Here is a 15,681-nt window from a genome sequence, read left to right on the forward strand (position 1 = left end):
TGCCATTTGCGGTTCGGCGGGGCAGGATGAGGTCATGGACCTCACTCCCGCCCCGCTGGACCTCGTCCCCGCGCCCCTGGGCGCCGTCCGCCTCGCGGACCAGGACTTCACCCTGGACCAGGACACCACGCTCGTCGCCGCCCCCGGTCTGGAGCCGGTGGAGCAGTGGCTGCGCGGCACGCTGACCGCCGCGACCGGGCTGGCGCTGCGCCCGGGCCGCCCGGGCGAGCCCGGGATCGAGCTGGCCCTGGACGACCGGCTGGCCGCCGAGGAGTACCGGCTGTCGGTGCGTCCCGGGCGCGCCGTGATCACCGCCGGCGGCCCCGCCGGAGCGCTCTGGGGCGCGCAGACCCTGCGCCAGCTGCTCGGCCCCGACGCCTACCGCCGGGCCCCGCTGCGCCGCGACGGCTGGGTGCTGCCGGGCGGTGACATCGAGGACGCGCCGCGGTTCGGCTGGCGCGGCGTGCTGCTGGACGTCTGCCGGCACTTCCTGCCGAAGGCGGACGTGCTGCGCTTCCTGGACCTGATGGCCGCCCACAAGCTCAACGTGCTGCACCTGCACCTGACCGACGACCAGGGCTGGCGGATCGAGATCAAGCGCCACCCCCGGCTCACCGAGGCCGGCTCCTGGCGCGAGCGGTCGATGGTCGGCTACCGCGCGGGGCAGCGCCGCGACGACCGCCCGCACGGCGGTTTCTACACCCAGGACGACCTGCGCGAGATCGTCGCCTACGCGGCGCAGCGGCAGATCACCGTCGTGCCCGAGATCGAGCTGCCCGGTCACGCCCAGGCCGCCGTCGCCGCCTACCCCGAGCTCGGCAACACCGACGTGCTGGACACCGCCGCCCTCGGCGTCTGGACGGACTGGGGCGTCAGCCCCAACGTGTTCAACGTGTCGGACGCCACTCTGCGCTTCCTGGAGGAGGTGCTGGAGGAGGTGCTGGAGATCTTCCCCTCCGAGTTCGTCCACCTCGGCGGCGACGAGTGCCCCAAGGAGCAGTGGAAGGCCAGCGTGGCCGCCCAGGCCCGGATCGAGCAGCTCGGCCTGGCCAACGAGGACGAGCTGCAGAGTTGGTTCATCCGGCACTTCGACACCTGGCTGGCGGCGCGCGGGCGCCGGCTGATCGGCTGGGACGAGATCCTGGAGGGCGGCCTCGCCCCCGGCGCCGCCGTCTCCTCCTGGCGCGGCTACGGCGGCGGGGTCGCGGCCGCGCAGGCCGGCCACGACGTGGTGATGTGCCCCGAGCAGCACGTGTACCTGGACCACCGACAGGCGCCCGGCGAGGACGAGCCGATCCCGGTCGGCTGGGTCCGCTCGCTGGAGGACGTGTACCGCTTCGAGCCCGTCCCGCCGCAGCTCGCCGCGATGGACGACGGCGGCGCCGCCGCCCGGCGCGTGATCGGCACCCAGGCGAACCTCTGGACCGAGTTCATGGACAGTGCCCGCGACATCGACTACCGGGCGTTCCCGCGGCTGGCGGCGTTCGCCGAGGTCGCCTGGTCGGCCCTGCCGACCGACCCGGCGGCCCGCGACTACCGGGGCTTCGAGCGGCGGATGGAGCAGCATCTGGCCAGGCTGGACGCCCTCGGCGTCGAGTACCGCCCGACCGGCGGCCCGCACCCCTGGCAGCGCAGGCCCGGCGTGGTCGGGCGTCCGATCGAGGGCGCGCCGCCGCAGGTGTGACGGGGGTCGCTCCACGGCGGCCGGGAACTCCGACCCGGTCGTCGAGCGTCAAGAACAGGTGAACAATCGGCTCCGGTTCGTACCGAGCCGGAGCCGATACCGACCGGTTTCGTCCTCAATCGGGCAGGACCGCCCACCGCACCAGAAATGATCATCGAGCATTGTGTGCCAGAGTTGCCCAACCCTGCCCGATCGCCCGTACCCTACGGGCCAGGCCGTGCTGTCAGACGGGGGCAGGTCGTCGATGAGCAAGTGGAGCACGGTGGGACCCAGGTGAACCGGACGATCATGCTGCCGGCCTCCCTCGACGAGGCCGTCGAGGCGCTTGCCGCCACCCCCGCCGCGGTACCGGTGGCCGGCGCCACCGACCTGATGGAGGCCGTCAACGCCGGCCGACTGCGCCCCGCCGCCCTGATCGGCCTGGGCCGGATCACCGAACTGCGCGGCTGGCGCTACGAGGACGGCGGCACCGCCGTCCTCGGCGCCGGCCTCACCCACGCCCGGATGGACCGCCCCGACTTCGCCGCGCTCATCCCGGCCCTCGCCGACGCCGCCCGCACCGCCGGCCCCCCGCAGGTGCGCAACGTCGGCACCCTCGGCGGCAACATCGCCACCGCCGCCCCGGCCGGCGACACCCTGCCGGTGCTCGCCGCGCTCGAAGCCACCGCCACCCTCGCCCGGCCCGGCGCCACCCGGGAAGTCCCGGTCAGTCACCTGCTGACCGGACTCGACCCGCTGCGCCCCGGCGAGCTGCTGACCTGGGTGCGGGTCCCGCTGCTGCACGCCCCCCAGGTGTTCCTGAAGGCCACCGGCCGCAGCGGCCCGGCCCGTGCCACCGCCTCGGTCGCCGTGGTGCTCGACCCCGCCCGGCGCGCGGTGCGCTGCGCCGTGGGCGCCGTCGCGCCGGTGCCGCTGCGCCCGCTGGAGGCCGAGGCCTGGGTCGCGACCTGCATCGACTGGGAGGGCTCCCGCGAGATCGACCCGGCCGCCACCGCCGCCTTCGGCGAGTACGTGGCCGCCGCCTGCGTCCCGGACAGCTACTCCGCGGAGGGCCCCTGGGAGGCGGTCACCGAGGGGCCGACCGCCGCCGCCGTCCGGTTGCGGCGTACCGTATCGGTGCTGGCCCGCCGGGCACTGGGAAGGGCGCTGAAGTGACGACTGAATCGATCGACACCGGCCCGTTCGACGGCGGCGGACCCGGCTCCCCGTTCGACCAGGCCCCGCCGGTGAGCGCCGAGATGCGCCCCTGCGCCTCCTACACGCTGCGGGTCAACGGCTTCGAGCGCCCGGTCACCGACGCCTGGATCGGCGAGAGCCTGCTGTACGTGCTGCGCGAGCGGCTCGGCCTGGCCGGCGCCAAGGACGGCTGCGAGCAGGGCGAGTGCGGAGCGTGCTCCGTGCAGGTGGACGGCCAGCTGGTGGCCGGCTGCCTGGTGCCCGCCGCGCTGGCCGCCGACAGTGAGATCAACACCGTCGAGGGCCTCTCGGCCGGCGGCGCGGCCAGCGACGTCCAGCAGGCGCTGGCCGAGTCCGGCGCGGTGCAGTGCGGCTACTGCACGCCGGGCATGGCGATGGCCGTGCACGATCTCCTCCAGCGCAACCACAGGCCGAGCGAGGTCGAGGCCCGCCAGGCGCTCTGCGGCAACCTCTGCCGCTGCACCGGCTACCGGGGCGTGCTGGCAGCCGTCCAGAACGTCGCCGAGGCGCGCGCCGCCGAGTCCGAACAGGACGACGAACCCGCCCCGCCGGCCGCGGATCCCGGCGGTGCGCCGGCCGAGGCCGAACAGCCCCCGGCCCGCCCGGTCGCCACCGAACAGTCCGCCGCAGACCTCCCGCTGGCCGGCGAGCTGCCGCTCTACGCGGACTCCGAGGCCTGGGTCGAGTACGAGCCGCAGCCCCCCGGCCCGCAGCAGTCGGCCCCCGACGGCTACGGCGGACGGCCGACCGCCGCCGGCACCGGCCTCGGCACCGGGCTCGGGCACGGCGCCGGCCACCCGCAGGCGGGCCCGTCCGGCACGGGGTACGACAGCAGCGTCTACGACACGGCGGTCCTGCCGCCGGTCCAGTCGATCCCCGCCCAGCAGAACACCGAACAGGTCCCGTACCAGCAGTCCGGCCAGCAGCAGCCCGGTCACCAGCAGCCCGGTCACCAGCACCCCGGCCAGCAGCAGTCCGGCTACCCCGGCGCGCCCTACCCCGGTACCCAGGAGCACGGGGGGTACCGGCCCGGCCAGTTCGAGAGCGGGCCGTACGGAGCCGCCCAGGGCCAGTACCAGCTGCCCCAGCAGCAGCCCGGACCGCAGCACGGCGCCCCCTACCCCGGCCCGGCCTACCGCAGCGGCGAGTACGACGCCGCCGAGTTCGGGCACGCGCCGTACGACGGCCCGGTCTACGAGAGCACCCCCGCCCACGGCACCGCCTTCGACGGCCCCGGCCCCGAGGGCACGCCCGCCCAGGGCACGCCGTACGTTCCCACACCCCCGCACGGCGTCCCGACCGGCGGGGCCCCCGCGGACGTGCCGTACGGCGCCACCCCCGCCCACGGCATTCGGCTCCCCGAGGACGACCACGCATGACCTCGCCCAGCGACATCGCGGCAGTGCCCCCGGCCGACACCGCCCGGCCCGACGCCGGTGACGGCGAGCCCGCCGAGCCGTTCGGCCTCGGCAGCTCCCCGCTGCGCACCGACGCGCTCCCCAAGGCGCTCGGCATCTACCCGTACGCCGCCGACCTCTGGGCCGAGGGCCTGCTCTGGGGCGCCGTGCTGCGCTCGCCCCACCCGCACGCCCGGATCGTCTCGGTCGACACCTCCGCCGCCCTGGCCCTGCCGGGCGTGCGCGCCGTGGTCACCGCGGACGACCTGCCGGCCGGCCCGGACGGCCGCCAGGACGGCGCCCCGCACGGACCGATCGTCGCCGACCGCCCGATCCTGGCCGCCGGCGTGGTGCGCCACCACGGCGAGCCGGTCGCCGCCGTCGCCGCCGAGCACCCCGACACCGCCCGGCTGGCCGCCGCGGCGATCGTCGTCGAGTACGAGCTGCTGGAGCCCGTCACCGACCCCGAGCAGGCGTTCACCGCCGCCCCGCTGCACCCGGACGGCAACCTCTTCCGGCACCTGCCGCTGCGCACCGGCGACGCGGAGGCGGTCGGCGAGGTGATCATCGAGGGCCTCTACCAGGTCGGCCGCCAGGATCCGGCCCCGCTCGGCGCGGAGGCCGGCCTCGCGGTGCCCCGCCCGGACGGCGGCGTGGAGCTGCACCTCTCCTCCACCGACCCGCACGGCGACCGCGACCGCACCGCGGCCTGCCTGGGCCTGGAGCCCGACCGGGTGCGCCTGGTGGTCACCGGCGTGCCAGGCGCCACCGCCGACCGCGAGGACCTCTCCTTCCAGGTCACCCTCGCCCTGCTCGCACTGCGCACCGGCCGCCCGGTGAAGATGACCCTCACCCGCGAGGAGTCCTTCCACACCCACACCACCCGCCACCCGGCGCTGCTGCGCTACCGCCACCACGCCGACGCGGACGGCCGCCTGGTCAAGGTCGAGGCGCAGATCCTCCTGGACGGCGGTGCCTACGCCGACGTCTCCGCCGAGGCACTGGCCGCCGCCACCGCCTTCTCGGTCGGCCCCTACGTGTGCCCGAACGTCTTCGTCGACGCCTGGGCGGTGCGGACCAACAACCCGCCCGCCGGACGGATGCGCGGCGAGGGCGCCCTGCAGACCTGCTTCGCGTACGAGTCCCAGCTCGACCAGCTGGCGGTGCGCCTGGGCCTGGACCCGGTCGAGATCCGCCGCCGCAACGCGCTCGCCACCGGCGACCCGCTGCCCACCGGACAGGCCGTCACCTGCCCCGCGCCGGTCGCCGCCCTGCTGGACGCCGTCACCGCCGAACCGCTGCCCGTCCTGCCGGTCGACGACCCGGACGCCGACTGGCTGCTCCCCGGCGGGCCCGGCGGCGCCGGCGACCCGGCGTCGGTGCGGCGCGGCATCGGCTACGCGGTGGGCATGGTGCACATGCTCGGCGCCGAGGGCGAGGACGAGGTCTCCACCGCGACCGTCCGGGTCAGCGGCGACCACGCCACCGTCATCTGCGCGGCCGTCGACTCCGGCCAGGGGTTCGCCACCCTCGCGCGGCAGATCGTGCAGAGCGTGCTCGGTGTCAGCGAGGTCTACATCGCGCCGGTCGACAGCGACCAGTCGATCGCCGGTCCCTCGGCCCGGGGCCGGCACACCTGGGTCTCCGGCGGCGCCGTCGAGCGCGCCGCGCTGATGGTCCGCCACCAGCTGCTGCAGCCGATCGCCGCCAACTTCGGCATGTCGGTGGAGCTGCTCTCGATCGCGGACGGCAAGATCACCTCCTACGACGGCGTGCTCGGCATGCCCGTCGGCGAGGCCCTGGAGGGCAAGGAGCTCTGGGCCACCGCGCAGTGCCGCCCGCACCCCACCGAGCCGCTCGACGAGGCCGGCCAGGGCGACGCGTTCGTCTCCATCGCGTTCTGCGCGATGCGGGCCGTGGTGGACGTGGACATCGAACTGGGCGCCGTCCGGGTGGTCGACGTCACCGTCGCGCAGGACGTCGGCCGGGCGCTCAACCCCCGCCAGATCGAGGACCGGATCGAGGCCGGTGTCGCCCAGGGCGTCGGTCTGGCCCTGCTGGAGGACCTGCGCACCGAGGGCGGCGTGCTCGTCAACCCCTCGCTGACCGGCTACCGGCTGCCGACCGCCCTGGACACCCCCGACGTCCGGATCGCGGCCCTGCTGGAGGAACGCGACGTGGTCGCCACGTTCGGCGCCAAGGCGGTCAGCGCCGCCCCGGCGGTGGTCGCGCCCGCCGCCGTCGCCGCCGCCGTCCGCGCCGCCACCGGCCTCCCGGTGGGCCGCCTGCCGATCCGGCCCGAGGACGCCGTCAGCGCCTGAACACCCGACGCCTCCCGCTCCGTCCACCGCTCCGGCGGGGCGGGCGGGAGGCGTCGGCGTTCCGGGGCGGCGTCCGGGGCGACCGGCGGCCGGGGCGGTGCGGGGAATCACCGAGAACGGGTGACGGAAGGGAAAACGGAATGCAGAATTGCCGGGCAGCGGGAATTCGCTGACCGGCAATTCAGGGGAGGCCATGACGGGAATCGAACCCGTGTAAACCGCTTTGCAGGCGGTTCCCTAAGCCACTCGGGCACACGGCCGTGGGGGTGACGAGGCATCACGCCATCGTCGGGCGGGGAGAGCTGCGCTCAGGCGCAGAGACAGCCGCGACAACACCGGGGAGCGGCACAGGTGCGGGGCACTGCGAGGGCCACCGTCCTCCTGCTCATTTCCAACTCCCGTCGTCGCGCTGTTCGATGAATTCATCATATGCGGGACCGGGTGGGGCGCGTCAATATCCTTGTGTAAATTCCGTGTGGCGGCTCGTGCTACCGTCGAAGACAGGTGAGAGATCGCCCCGGACGAGCGCGTCGTACCCGGAACGACAAGACGGCGCAGCGCAGCGGCAACCCGGCCGCTGACGACTGCGAAGGATCGGTTCCGTCATGGCCTGGCTCGTACTCCTCCTCTCCGGCGTCCTGGAGACCGTGTGGGCGGTCGCCCTGCAGTCCTCCAAGGGCTTCTCCCGACTCGTGCCCGGCCTCGTCTTCGCCGTCGCCCTGCTGTTCAGCATGGGCGGCCTGGCGTACGCGATGCGCTCCATCCCGATCGGCACCGGCTACGCGGTCTGGGTCGGCATCGGCGCGGTGGGCACCGCGCTCTACGGCATGGCGGCGCTCGGCGACGCCGCCACGGTGGCCCGGATCGGCTGTCTGCTACTGATCGTCTCCGGCGTGGTGGGCCTCAAGGTGCTGCACTGACCGATCCGGCGCCCACCGGCCCGGCCGCCCGGTCCTAGGACCGACGACGGATCCGATCACCGGCGTAGGTCAGGGGTCACGGCGGCTATGGGGCCTTACGATGACGCGTATGAGCAGCGCCTCCCCCACCACCGACCAGGGCCCCGACCAGGGCGCCGACCAGGCCCCCGACCAGGGCGCCGCCGCCCTCGACGGCCCCGGCGGCGTCCTCTCCGGCCGGTACCGGGCGCTGACCCTCGGGATCGTCTCGGTGGTTCTGCTGCTGGCCTTCGAGGCGACCGCGGTGAACACCGCGATGCCGGTGGCGGCCCGGCAGCTGGACGGCCTCGGGCTGTACGCCTTCGCCTTCTCCGGGTACTTCACCACCACGCTCTTCGCGCTGGTGGTCTCCGGCCAGTGGTGCGACCGGCGGGGCCCGATGCAGCCGCTGTTCACCGGGATAGCCGTGTTCGGTGCCGGACTGGTCGTGGCCGGCACCGCGCCCGGGATGTGGATGTTCGTCGCCGGCCGGGCGATCCAGGGGCTGGGCGGCGGGCTGGTGATCGTCGCGCTCTACGTGGTCGTCGGCCGGGCCTACCCCGAACGACTGCGGCCCGCCGTCTTCGCGGCGTTCTCCTCCGCCTGGGTGCTGCCCTCGATCGTCGGCCCGGTGGTCTCCGGAGCCGTCACCCAGCATCTCGGCTGGCGCTGGGTGTTCCTGGCCGTCCCGGTGCTGGTCCTGCTGCCGCTGGCGGTGATGGGGCCGGCCCTGCGCCGGGCCGAGAAGGAGCAGCCCGCCACCACCGCGGAGCCGTTCGACCGCCGTCGCAGCGCCCTGGCGGCGATGGCCGCGCTCGGCGCCGGACTGCTCCAGTACGCGGGCCGGCGGCTTGATCTGCCGGGGCTGATCCCGGGAGCGGCGGGCGTCGCGCTGCTGGTGCCCGCGGTGCTGGGGCTGCTGCCGGCCGGGACGCTGCGGGCCGCGCGCGGCCTGCCGACGGTGATCCTGCTGCGGGGTGTCGCGGCGGGGGCGTTCTTCGCGGCGGAGGCGTTCATCCCGCTGATGATGGTGACCCAGCGGGGCCTGTCGCCGACGCTGGCCGGTCTGACCCTGGCCAGTGGCGGCCTGTCCTGGGCCCTCGGCTCCTGGCTGCAGGGGCGCCCGGGGGCGGAGCGGCACCGCGAGGCGATGATCCGGCTGGGCTTCGTGCTCACGGCGGTGGCCATCGGCGGGGCGGCGCTGGTGCTGCTCCCGGCGGTACCGGCCTGGGTGGCCGCGGTGGCCTGGGCGGTCGGCGGGATCGGGATGGGGCTGGCGGTGACCAGCGTCAGCGTGCTGATGATGAGGCTCTCCACCCCCGAGGACGCCGGGGCGAACTCCGCCTCCCTCCAGGTCAGCGACGCGCTCGGCAACGTGCTGCTGGTCGGCCTGTCGGGGGTGCTGTTCTCGGCCCTGGGCGGTGGCGGTCCGGCGGCCGGCGAGAGCGCCGAGGGAGCCGGCGGTTCGGCCGGCGCGTTCGCGGCGATCTTCCTGACGATGACCGGGGTGGCACTGCTGGGCGCCCTGCTCTCGGGCCGGTCCCGCCCCCGCGGCCGCAGCGGCACGGGGGACGGGGCCTGAGCCTCAGCCGACGGCGGCGCCTGCCGGGGCCGTGGCGCCACCGGCGGCGGGCGGGGCCGCCGGGGTGCCGAGGAAGGTCGCCCAGTCGCCGGCCGGCGCCTGGCCCGGGTTCAGCCCCTGGAGCTTGCGCAGCACCGCCGGGTCCTGCGCCTCCAGCCAGTTGACCAGCTGGCGGAACGACACCAGGCGGACGTCGGGGTGGTCCGCGATGGTGGCCAGCACCTCCTCGACGGCGTTCATGTAGATGCCGCCGTTCCACTGCTCGAAGTGGTTGCCGATGTACATCGGTGCCCGGTTGGTGGTGTACGCCCGCTCGAAGCCGGCGAGGTAGGCGTCCCGCGCCTGGGTCTGCCAGGCGCCGTAGCGGCCCGAGTCGCCCTTGGTGTTGTCGCCGGACTGGTTGTACATGATGTTGTAGTCCATCGACAGCACCTGGAAGCTGTGGCCGGGGAACGGGATGGACTGCAGCGGGAAGTCCCACAGCGCGCCGCCCTGGAACTTCTGCGGCCAGACCTGGAGTCCGCCGGGGCCGCTGCTGTCGTACTTCCAGCCGCGCTTGGCGGCCGTCGGCAGCAGTCCGCGCTGGCCCTCCAGGCAGGGGGTGCGCCCGCCGATCAGCTCCTTGCGGTAGTCGAAGGGCAGGGCGGGCAGGTCGCTGAAGCCGGTGTTGGTCTTCCAGTTCATGACGAAGTCCATCGCCTGCTCGATCTCGCTGTCCCACTCGTCGGGGGACCACCTGCCGCCGCCGTTGGTGCCGCAGAAGTGCCCGTTGAAGTGGGTGCCGATCTCGTGGCCCTCCAGCCAGGCCGCCCCGATCTGCTCCAGCGTGTCGTGGATGTGCTGGTCGCTCAGGTAGCCGATGTCCGAGGCGCCGATGCTGTGCTGCGGCGGGTGGTAGAGCGTCTTCTTGTTCTCCGGCAGCAGGTAGATGCCGGAGAGGAAGAAGGTCATCGAGGCGTTGTGCTGCTGGGCGAGCTTGCGGAAGCGGCTGAACAGCCGGTTGTCGAGCTCCCCGGCGCCGTCCCAGGAGAACACCACGAACTGCGGGGGGCGCTCGCCCGGCTTCAGCTGCTCGGCCTTCGGCTGGCCCGGCTGGGGGCCGGTGTCCGAGGTGGAGCCGTCGCCGATCGTGGTGGCGGGCGGCTTGGGGACGGCCGTCGCGCTCTCACTGCGGGCCGCGGCCGGCGTCCCCGGGACCGGTACGGGCGACGCCTTCCCTGCGTCGCCGCCCGTGCCGCAGCCCGCCGCGAGGGTGGCGGCGGTGGCGGCTCCGGCGGCCAGCAGCGTCCGACGGGAGAGAGCGTCCATGGTCACTCCGTTCGTGGAGAGGTCTCGGGGAGGGTGGGGGAGAGGGGCTGGGACGGGCGCGCGGCAGCGCGCGGCGGGGCAGGGGTGGTGCGGGACGGTACGGGCACCCGGTCCGACAAGTGGGGTGATACAACTTCGCGGGCGCCGGGGTGGCCACAGCATGGCATGCCGCCAGGCCGGCCCCGAGCAGGCGGGGCGCAGGTACGGGCTGATCCCCGGGGTTGGGGGCACTCGATAGCCCGATCGGACCAGCGGCCGGGCGGCCGGCTCGCGACGACGGCTGATCCATCGTCACATGAGAGGACTCGCCGTGCCGGTACCGGGCCGGCCCGACGCAGGGGAAGGTCCGCGGACGCCATGTGGCAGTCGGTGCTCGACGCGTACCGGGAGAGGATCGTGGACAGCGGCCGGCAGCCGCTGTTCCTCCTGCTGGTGGGCCTGATCGGCGCCTTCCTGTTCATCCGGTTCAGCGTCCGGATGATCCGCCGAGGCACCAGCTGGTGGCCCGGCAACGTCTCGCCCGGCGGGTTGCACATCCACCACGTGGTCTTCGGTCAGACGCTGATGGTCATCGCGGGCGTCGGCTCGTTCGCCTTCAGGGGAAACAGCGAGATCCCGTGGGACGTCCTCGGGCTGGCGTTCGGCATCGGCTGCGGCCTCGTCCTGGACGAGTTCGCCCTGGTGCTGCACCTGGAGGACGTGTACTGGAAGGAGCAGGGCCGCACCTCGGTGGACGCGGTGATCATGGCGGCGGCGCTGATCGGCCTGCTGCTGGTCGGCGAGGTGCCGTTCGGCGGCTTCAACCGCCAGCTGACGGCCGGACAGCTCGTCGGGGCCGGCGTCCTGGTGCTCCTGATCGTCGTCAGTCTGCTCAAGGGCAAGATCTGGACCGGCCTGATCGGGGTGATGGTCCCGCTGCTCCCGGTGATCGGGGCGATCCGGCTGGCCCGGCCGAACAGCCCCTGGGCGCGCTGGCGCTACCGCAGCCGGCCCAAGCGGCTCGCCCGCGCGGAACGCCGTGAGGCCCGGATCCACCAGCGCGTCGTCACGTTCAAGACCTCCGCGTACAACGTCGTGGCGGGCGCCCCGGACCGCCCGCCCGTCAGCCCCGCTCCGGCGCCGCGGACGGTGCCCCCGCCAACGCCAACGCCCACGCCCCTGCCCGAGCCCGCACCCGAGCCGCCGCAGCCGCCGGCGCGATGGCGGCTGCGCTGCGCGTCGGCCGCCGAGTGGTACATGCGGGCCGCGGCGGTGCTCAACCTGCTCGCCGCCCCGATCGCACCGTTTCGCCAGCGCGTCCAGCGGGTCGACTCCGGCGACTACTTCACCCCGGTGCTGCTGAGCGCCGGATTCACCGCCGCGCTCTTCGCCGGCCTGCTCGCCGTGATGCTCCGCCGTCGTAAACGGGCCGCCTGGATCACCGCCACGGTCGTGGCCGGCGCGTTCGCGGCGCTCTACGTCCTCGCGCTGGCCGCCGACCCGCAGGATCGCTCGCACCCGTTCAACTGGGTCTCCGCCGTGATCACCTTGGCGCTCCTGGCCGTCCTGCTGGCCGCCCGGCCGGTCTACCGGGTACGCGGCGGTCGCGGAAACGTCCTGTTCGGCCTCGGCGTGCTGATCTGCGGCGCCGCGGTGCTCACCGCCCTCGGCGCCCTTCTGGTCCGGCTCACCGCCCCGGCGCCGGAGCCCGGCTGGGGAGCGGGCTTCGGCTACGCGCTGCTGCGCCTGTTCACCGTCTCCGGGGTCGCCGCCGACACCGACATCGACGCGGCCGGGTGGGTGGACCTCACCCTCAACATCCTCGGCGCCGCACTGTTCCTCCTGGTGGTGCGGGTCCTCTTCCGCTCCCCGCGGGGCGAGCTCCGGCTCGGCACGCAGGACGAGCAGCGGCTGCGGGCCCTGCTGGAGCGGCACGGCGGACGCGACTCGCTCGGCTACTTCGCGCTGCGCCGCGACAAGGCCGTCTGCTGGTCGCCCTCCGGCAAGGCCGCCGTGCTCCACCGGGTGGTCTTCGGGGTGGCCCTCGCCTCCGGCGACCCGATCGGCGACCCGGAGGCCTGGCCGCAGGCCATCGAGGTGTGGCGGGCGAGGGCCCGCGCCAACGCCTGGGTGCCCGCGGTCACCGGCGCGAGCGAACTGGGCGGCACCGCCTACGCCCGGGCCGGTCTGAAGGCGCTGGAGTACGGCGACGAGGCCGTGGTCGAGACGGCCGGCTTCAAACTGGAGGGGCGCGCCATGCGCTCGCTGCGCCAGACCTACGACCGGGTCGGCGAGGCCGGCTACCGCGCGGTGCTGCGCCGGCACCGCGACATCCCCCGGGCGGAGCTGGACGAGCTGGTGCACCTCGCCGACGCCTGGCGGCACGGCCGCACCGAGCGGGGCTTCTCGATGGCCCTCGGGCGGCTCGGCGACCCGGCGGACGGCGACTGCCTGATGCTGGAGTGCCGGGACGAGAACGACCGCACCTGCGCCCTGCTGAGCTTCGTCCCCTGGGGCCCGGACGGGCTCTCGCTCGACCTGATGCGCCGCGACCGGGACTCCGACAACGGCCTGGTGGAGTACCTGGTCACCGAACTGCTGCTGCGGGCCGCGAGCGGCGCGCTGCCGGTCGCCCAGGTCTCGCTGAACTTCGCGATGTTCCGCTCGGTCTTCGAGCGGGGCTCCAGGATCGGCGCGGGCCCGGTGCTCCGGATCTGGCGTGCCGTCCTGCTGTTCCTCTCCCACTGGTGGCAGCTGGAGTCGCTCTACCGGGCCAACGCCAGGTATCAGCCGCAGTGGCGGCCGCGCTTCCTGCTGTACGAGAAGTCCACCGAGCTGTTCGCGATCGCCGCCGCCAACGCGGCCGCCGAGGGGTTCGTCACCCGCCCCCGGCTGCGCAGGTCGCAAGGCCCCGGCGGCGGAAGCGACCCGCGCGACGCACGCGGCCAGGGCGACCGAGGTGACCGAGGTGACTGAGATGGGCGAGATGGGCGAGGTGGCGGGCACGGAGCGGCGCGCTTCAGCACGCCGCGACTCCCGGCCGCGGCGCCGGGCGGAGCGGGGACGGACACAGCGGCGCCGGACGGGCGCCGTACCGGGCCGGGCAGCGCGGACAGGACGCCGCGGAGGGGAGCGGTGATGGCCGGACAGCACGGCAGGGGCGGCTGGCCCGGGGCGCTCGCCGTCGGCGGGGCCCTGGTCCTCGGCGCGTGGATGCTGCACGACGGCGGCCGTGTCCTGCCGCCCGCGCCCGGGTCGGCCCAGGCCGGCTTCGGCGCGGTCTCCGTCGTGCCCCCGCTCGGCCCCTCCGTCCCCACGCGCATCCGGATCCCCGCGGTTCGGCTGGACGCGCCCGTCACCGGCCTCGGGCTGGACGGCGCCGGCCACCTGCAGCCGCCCCCGGACGACGACCGCAACCTGGCCGGCTGGTACCGCGGCGCCGTCACCCCCGGCCAGCGCGGCACCGCGATCCTGGCCGGCCACGTCGACACCCGCAGCGGACCCGCCGTGTTCTACAGCCTCGGCGCGCTGCACCGGGGCGACCGGATCGAGATCACCCGTGCGGACGGCAGCATCGCGGGCTTCCAGATCTACGCGATCGAGGTCTACGACAAGCAGCACTTCCCGGACGACCGGGTGTACGGCCAGGCGGGTGACGCCCAGCTCCGGGTGATCACCTGCGGTGGCGGGTTCAGCCGCGCGGACGGCTACGAGGGCAACGTGGTGGCGTACGCGTTCCTGGCGGACACCACCAAGCCGAAGAAGGCGTGACGGACGGGGCGTGAGCGCCCGCGGAACGGGGCGCCGGGGCCGGCGCGGGGTAGGGCGAGGGCCCCGGCGGCCTCGGCCGTGCGGGGGCGTGCGGGGGCGTGCGGGGCCCGGTGACCGGCCGGGGGCCGGGCTCAGCCGAGCAGCTCGGCCAGCGCCCGGTCGGGGTCGAGGTGGCGGTGCTCCTGGCCCTCCGGGACGACCAGGAGGCTGCGCCGCAGGAAGCGGCGCAGCTCGGCGCTCCGGAACCGGAGCAGCGCGACGCCCTCGGTGGCGCGCAGCTCCACCATGGTGTGCGCGCCGAGCGCGGGGCGGACGTGGACGTCGCCGATCCCGGACGGCAGGTCGAGCCCGGCCGAGAGCAGCTTGCGGGCGAAGACCCACTCCACCGCCGCGGAGGCCGGGACGGCGGCGGTGTCGGCGGCGTCCGAGGCGTCGGCCGAGTCCGCGAGGGGCGGCGGGTCGTCCAGCGAGTACTCGGCGGGGAACAGCATCCGGACGGCCAGCGGGTCGTCCGAGCGGTAGCGGAGGGTGACCCTCAGCAGGACGGAGCGGTGCGTGGAGAGGATGAGGCCGGCCTGGACGGCCTGCTCGACGGCGCTGGACACGAGGGTTTTCCTCCCGAGGTGCGGCTGAGGCCCCAGTGGGTGGTGTGACGCGTGGGCCTCACCGGGAGAGACTCCGGCGGTGGCCGGTGCTTACCCGGTTCGGTGAAAGGATCGGCGTGACCCGCGTCACAGCATGACCCGGAAATCCGGTACCACGATGACCCCACCCTCGGTACCGTTTCGGTATGGCGATGAACCTGAGACTGACCGAGGAGCAGCAGGAGGCCCTGCGCGAGCGGGCCGAGGAGGAGGGGCGCAGCATGCACGCCGTCGTCGTGCGTGCGATCGAGCGCTACCTGGACGAGGGAACCGACCGCGAGGCGGTCGGCCGGCTCGGCGCCAAGTACGCGAGCCGGCACTCCGAGCTGCTGCGCAGGCTGGGGGAGTGACCCGCGCCACGCCGGGGGGTGGTCCGCCGGGCCCGGGGCCGCTCAAGTACCTCACCGTCCTGGAGATCCTCGACCTGGCCGAGTACGCCTGCCAGGAGCAGGAGGTCGGGGTCCGTGACCTCGGCCTGCTCTCCTCGGCGGCGCACCGCCCGCAGTCGCAGATGTTCGGGGTCGAGGCGTACACCGGCCTGTTCGAGAAGGCCGCCTCGCTGCTGCACTCGCTGGCGGTCAACCACCCGTTCGTCGACGGCAACAAGCGGACGGCCTGGATGAGCACCGTGGTCTTCCTGGACCTGAACGGGGCCGAGATGGCGGGCATCGACCAGGACGAGGCATACCTGCTGGTGGTGGGCATCGCCGCCGGGGAGGTCAGCGAGTTGGGGGAGATCGCCAGGCGCCTGCGGGCCCTGTACGACGGGCGGAGCTGAGCCCGGGGCGGGCACCGCGCGCGCCCGGGGGCCGACCGTGTCGGGCGCCGTCGCGGCGCCCGGCCCGGTAGGCTAGGCGGGT

12 protein-coding genes, 1 tRNA gene and 1 riboswitch are annotated in these 15,681 nt (G+C 74.6%); of the genes, 10 read left to right on the plus strand and 3 right to left on the minus strand.

The window, feature by feature from the left end; genetic code table 11:
• The first annotated feature begins 34 nt into the window (after window positions 1-34).
• The 4 genes from OG823_RS21785 (at window position 35) to OG823_RS21800 (ending at window position 6,599) form a co-directional block, all read left to right on the plus strand.
• The gene (locus OG823_RS21785) at window positions 35-1,684 is read left to right on the plus strand and encodes a beta-N-acetylhexosaminidase (RefSeq protein WP_371481266.1); all 1,650 of its coding nucleotides are present in this window, start codon (window positions 35-37) and stop codon (window positions 1,682-1,684) included.
• A 288-nt stretch (window positions 1,685-1,972) separates the two neighbouring features.
• Complete coding sequence (locus tag OG823_RS21790) at window positions 1,973-2,839, plus strand: xanthine dehydrogenase family protein subunit M (protein ID WP_371484595.1); 867 nt, start codon at window positions 1,973-1,975, stop codon at window positions 2,837-2,839.
• Window positions 2,836-4,260, plus strand: coding sequence for a 2Fe-2S iron-sulfur cluster-binding protein (locus OG823_RS21795; RefSeq protein WP_371481267.1), 1,425 nt, complete (start codon window positions 2,836-2,838; stop codon window positions 4,258-4,260). Before OG823_RS21790 ends, OG823_RS21795 begins: the two co-directional genes overlap by 4 nt.
• Window positions 4,257-6,599, plus strand: a complete 2,343-nt coding sequence (locus tag OG823_RS21800) for a xanthine dehydrogenase family protein molybdopterin-binding subunit (protein ID WP_371481269.1) — start codon at window positions 4,257-4,259, stop codon at window positions 6,597-6,599. The genes OG823_RS21795 and OG823_RS21800 overlap by 4 nt, the downstream gene beginning before the upstream one ends.
• Before the next feature lie 188 nt (window positions 6,600-6,787).
• On the opposite strand, the gene OG823_RS21805 is transcribed toward OG823_RS21800, so the two are convergent.
• Window positions 6,788-6,859 (minus strand) — tRNA-Cys (locus OG823_RS21805).
• A 238-nt stretch (window positions 6,860-7,097) separates the two neighbouring features.
• Window positions 7,098-7,158, plus strand: a riboswitch (guanidine-III (ykkC-III) riboswitch).
• Window positions 7,159-7,204: 46 nt separating this feature from the next.
• Between OG823_RS21805 and OG823_RS21810 the strand changes: the two genes are divergently transcribed.
• Together OG823_RS21810 and OG823_RS21815 are read left to right on the plus strand one after the other, a co-directional pair.
• Window positions 7,205-7,519, plus strand: coding sequence for a multidrug efflux SMR transporter (locus tag OG823_RS21810; RefSeq protein WP_371481270.1), 315 nt, complete (start codon window positions 7,205-7,207; stop codon window positions 7,517-7,519).
• Window positions 7,520-7,628: 109 nt separating this feature from the next.
• A complete protein-coding gene (locus tag OG823_RS21815) occupies window positions 7,629-9,119 on the plus strand; it encodes an MFS transporter (protein WP_371481271.1) in 1,491 nt (496 codons plus the stop codon).
• Window positions 9,120-9,122: 3 nt separating this feature from the next.
• Here the strand turns inward: OG823_RS21815 and OG823_RS21820 are convergent, their stop codons facing one another.
• A complete protein-coding gene (locus tag OG823_RS21820; protein ID WP_371481272.1) occupies window positions 9,123-10,427 on the minus strand; it encodes a hypothetical protein in 1,305 nt (434 codons plus the stop codon).
• A gap of 357 nt (window positions 10,428-10,784) precedes the next feature.
• Between OG823_RS21820 and OG823_RS21825 the strand changes: the two genes are divergently transcribed.
• On the plus strand, window positions 10,785-13,382 hold the full coding sequence (locus OG823_RS21825) for a phosphatidylglycerol lysyltransferase domain-containing protein (protein ID WP_371481274.1): 2,598 nt from the start codon (window positions 10,785-10,787) through the stop codon (window positions 13,380-13,382).
• A gap of 162 nt (window positions 13,383-13,544) precedes the next feature.
• On the plus strand, window positions 13,545-14,177 hold the full coding sequence (locus OG823_RS21830) for a class F sortase (RefSeq protein WP_371481275.1): 633 nt from the start codon (window positions 13,545-13,547) through the stop codon (window positions 14,175-14,177).
• A gap of 131 nt (window positions 14,178-14,308) precedes the next feature.
• Here OG823_RS21830 and OG823_RS21835 read toward each other — a convergent pair whose 3' ends face one another.
• The gene (locus tag OG823_RS21835; protein ID WP_371481277.1) at window positions 14,309-14,782 is read right to left on the minus strand and encodes an SsgA family sporulation/cell division regulator; all 474 of its coding nucleotides are present in this window, start codon (window positions 14,780-14,782) and stop codon (window positions 14,309-14,311) included.
• Between the two features lie 191 nt (window positions 14,783-14,973).
• On the opposite strand from OG823_RS21835, the gene OG823_RS21840 reads away from it, so the two are divergent.
• Both OG823_RS21840 and OG823_RS21845 read left to right on the plus strand, forming a co-directional pair.
• Window positions 14,974-15,171, plus strand: coding sequence for an Arc family DNA-binding protein (locus OG823_RS21840; RefSeq protein ID WP_371484596.1), 198 nt, complete (start codon window positions 14,974-14,976; stop codon window positions 15,169-15,171).
• Window positions 15,168-15,599 (plus strand): type II toxin-antitoxin system death-on-curing family toxin, encoded by a 432-nt coding sequence (locus tag OG823_RS21845; protein ID WP_371481279.1) that lies wholly within the window; start codon window positions 15,168-15,170, stop codon window positions 15,597-15,599. The genes OG823_RS21840 and OG823_RS21845 overlap by 4 nt, the downstream gene beginning before the upstream one ends.
• Window positions 15,600-15,681 lie beyond the last annotated feature (82 nt).

This window comes from Kitasatospora sp. NBC_00315, assembly GCF_041435095.1.
Classification (GTDB): Bacteria; Actinomycetota; Actinomycetes; order Streptomycetales; family Streptomycetaceae; genus Kitasatospora.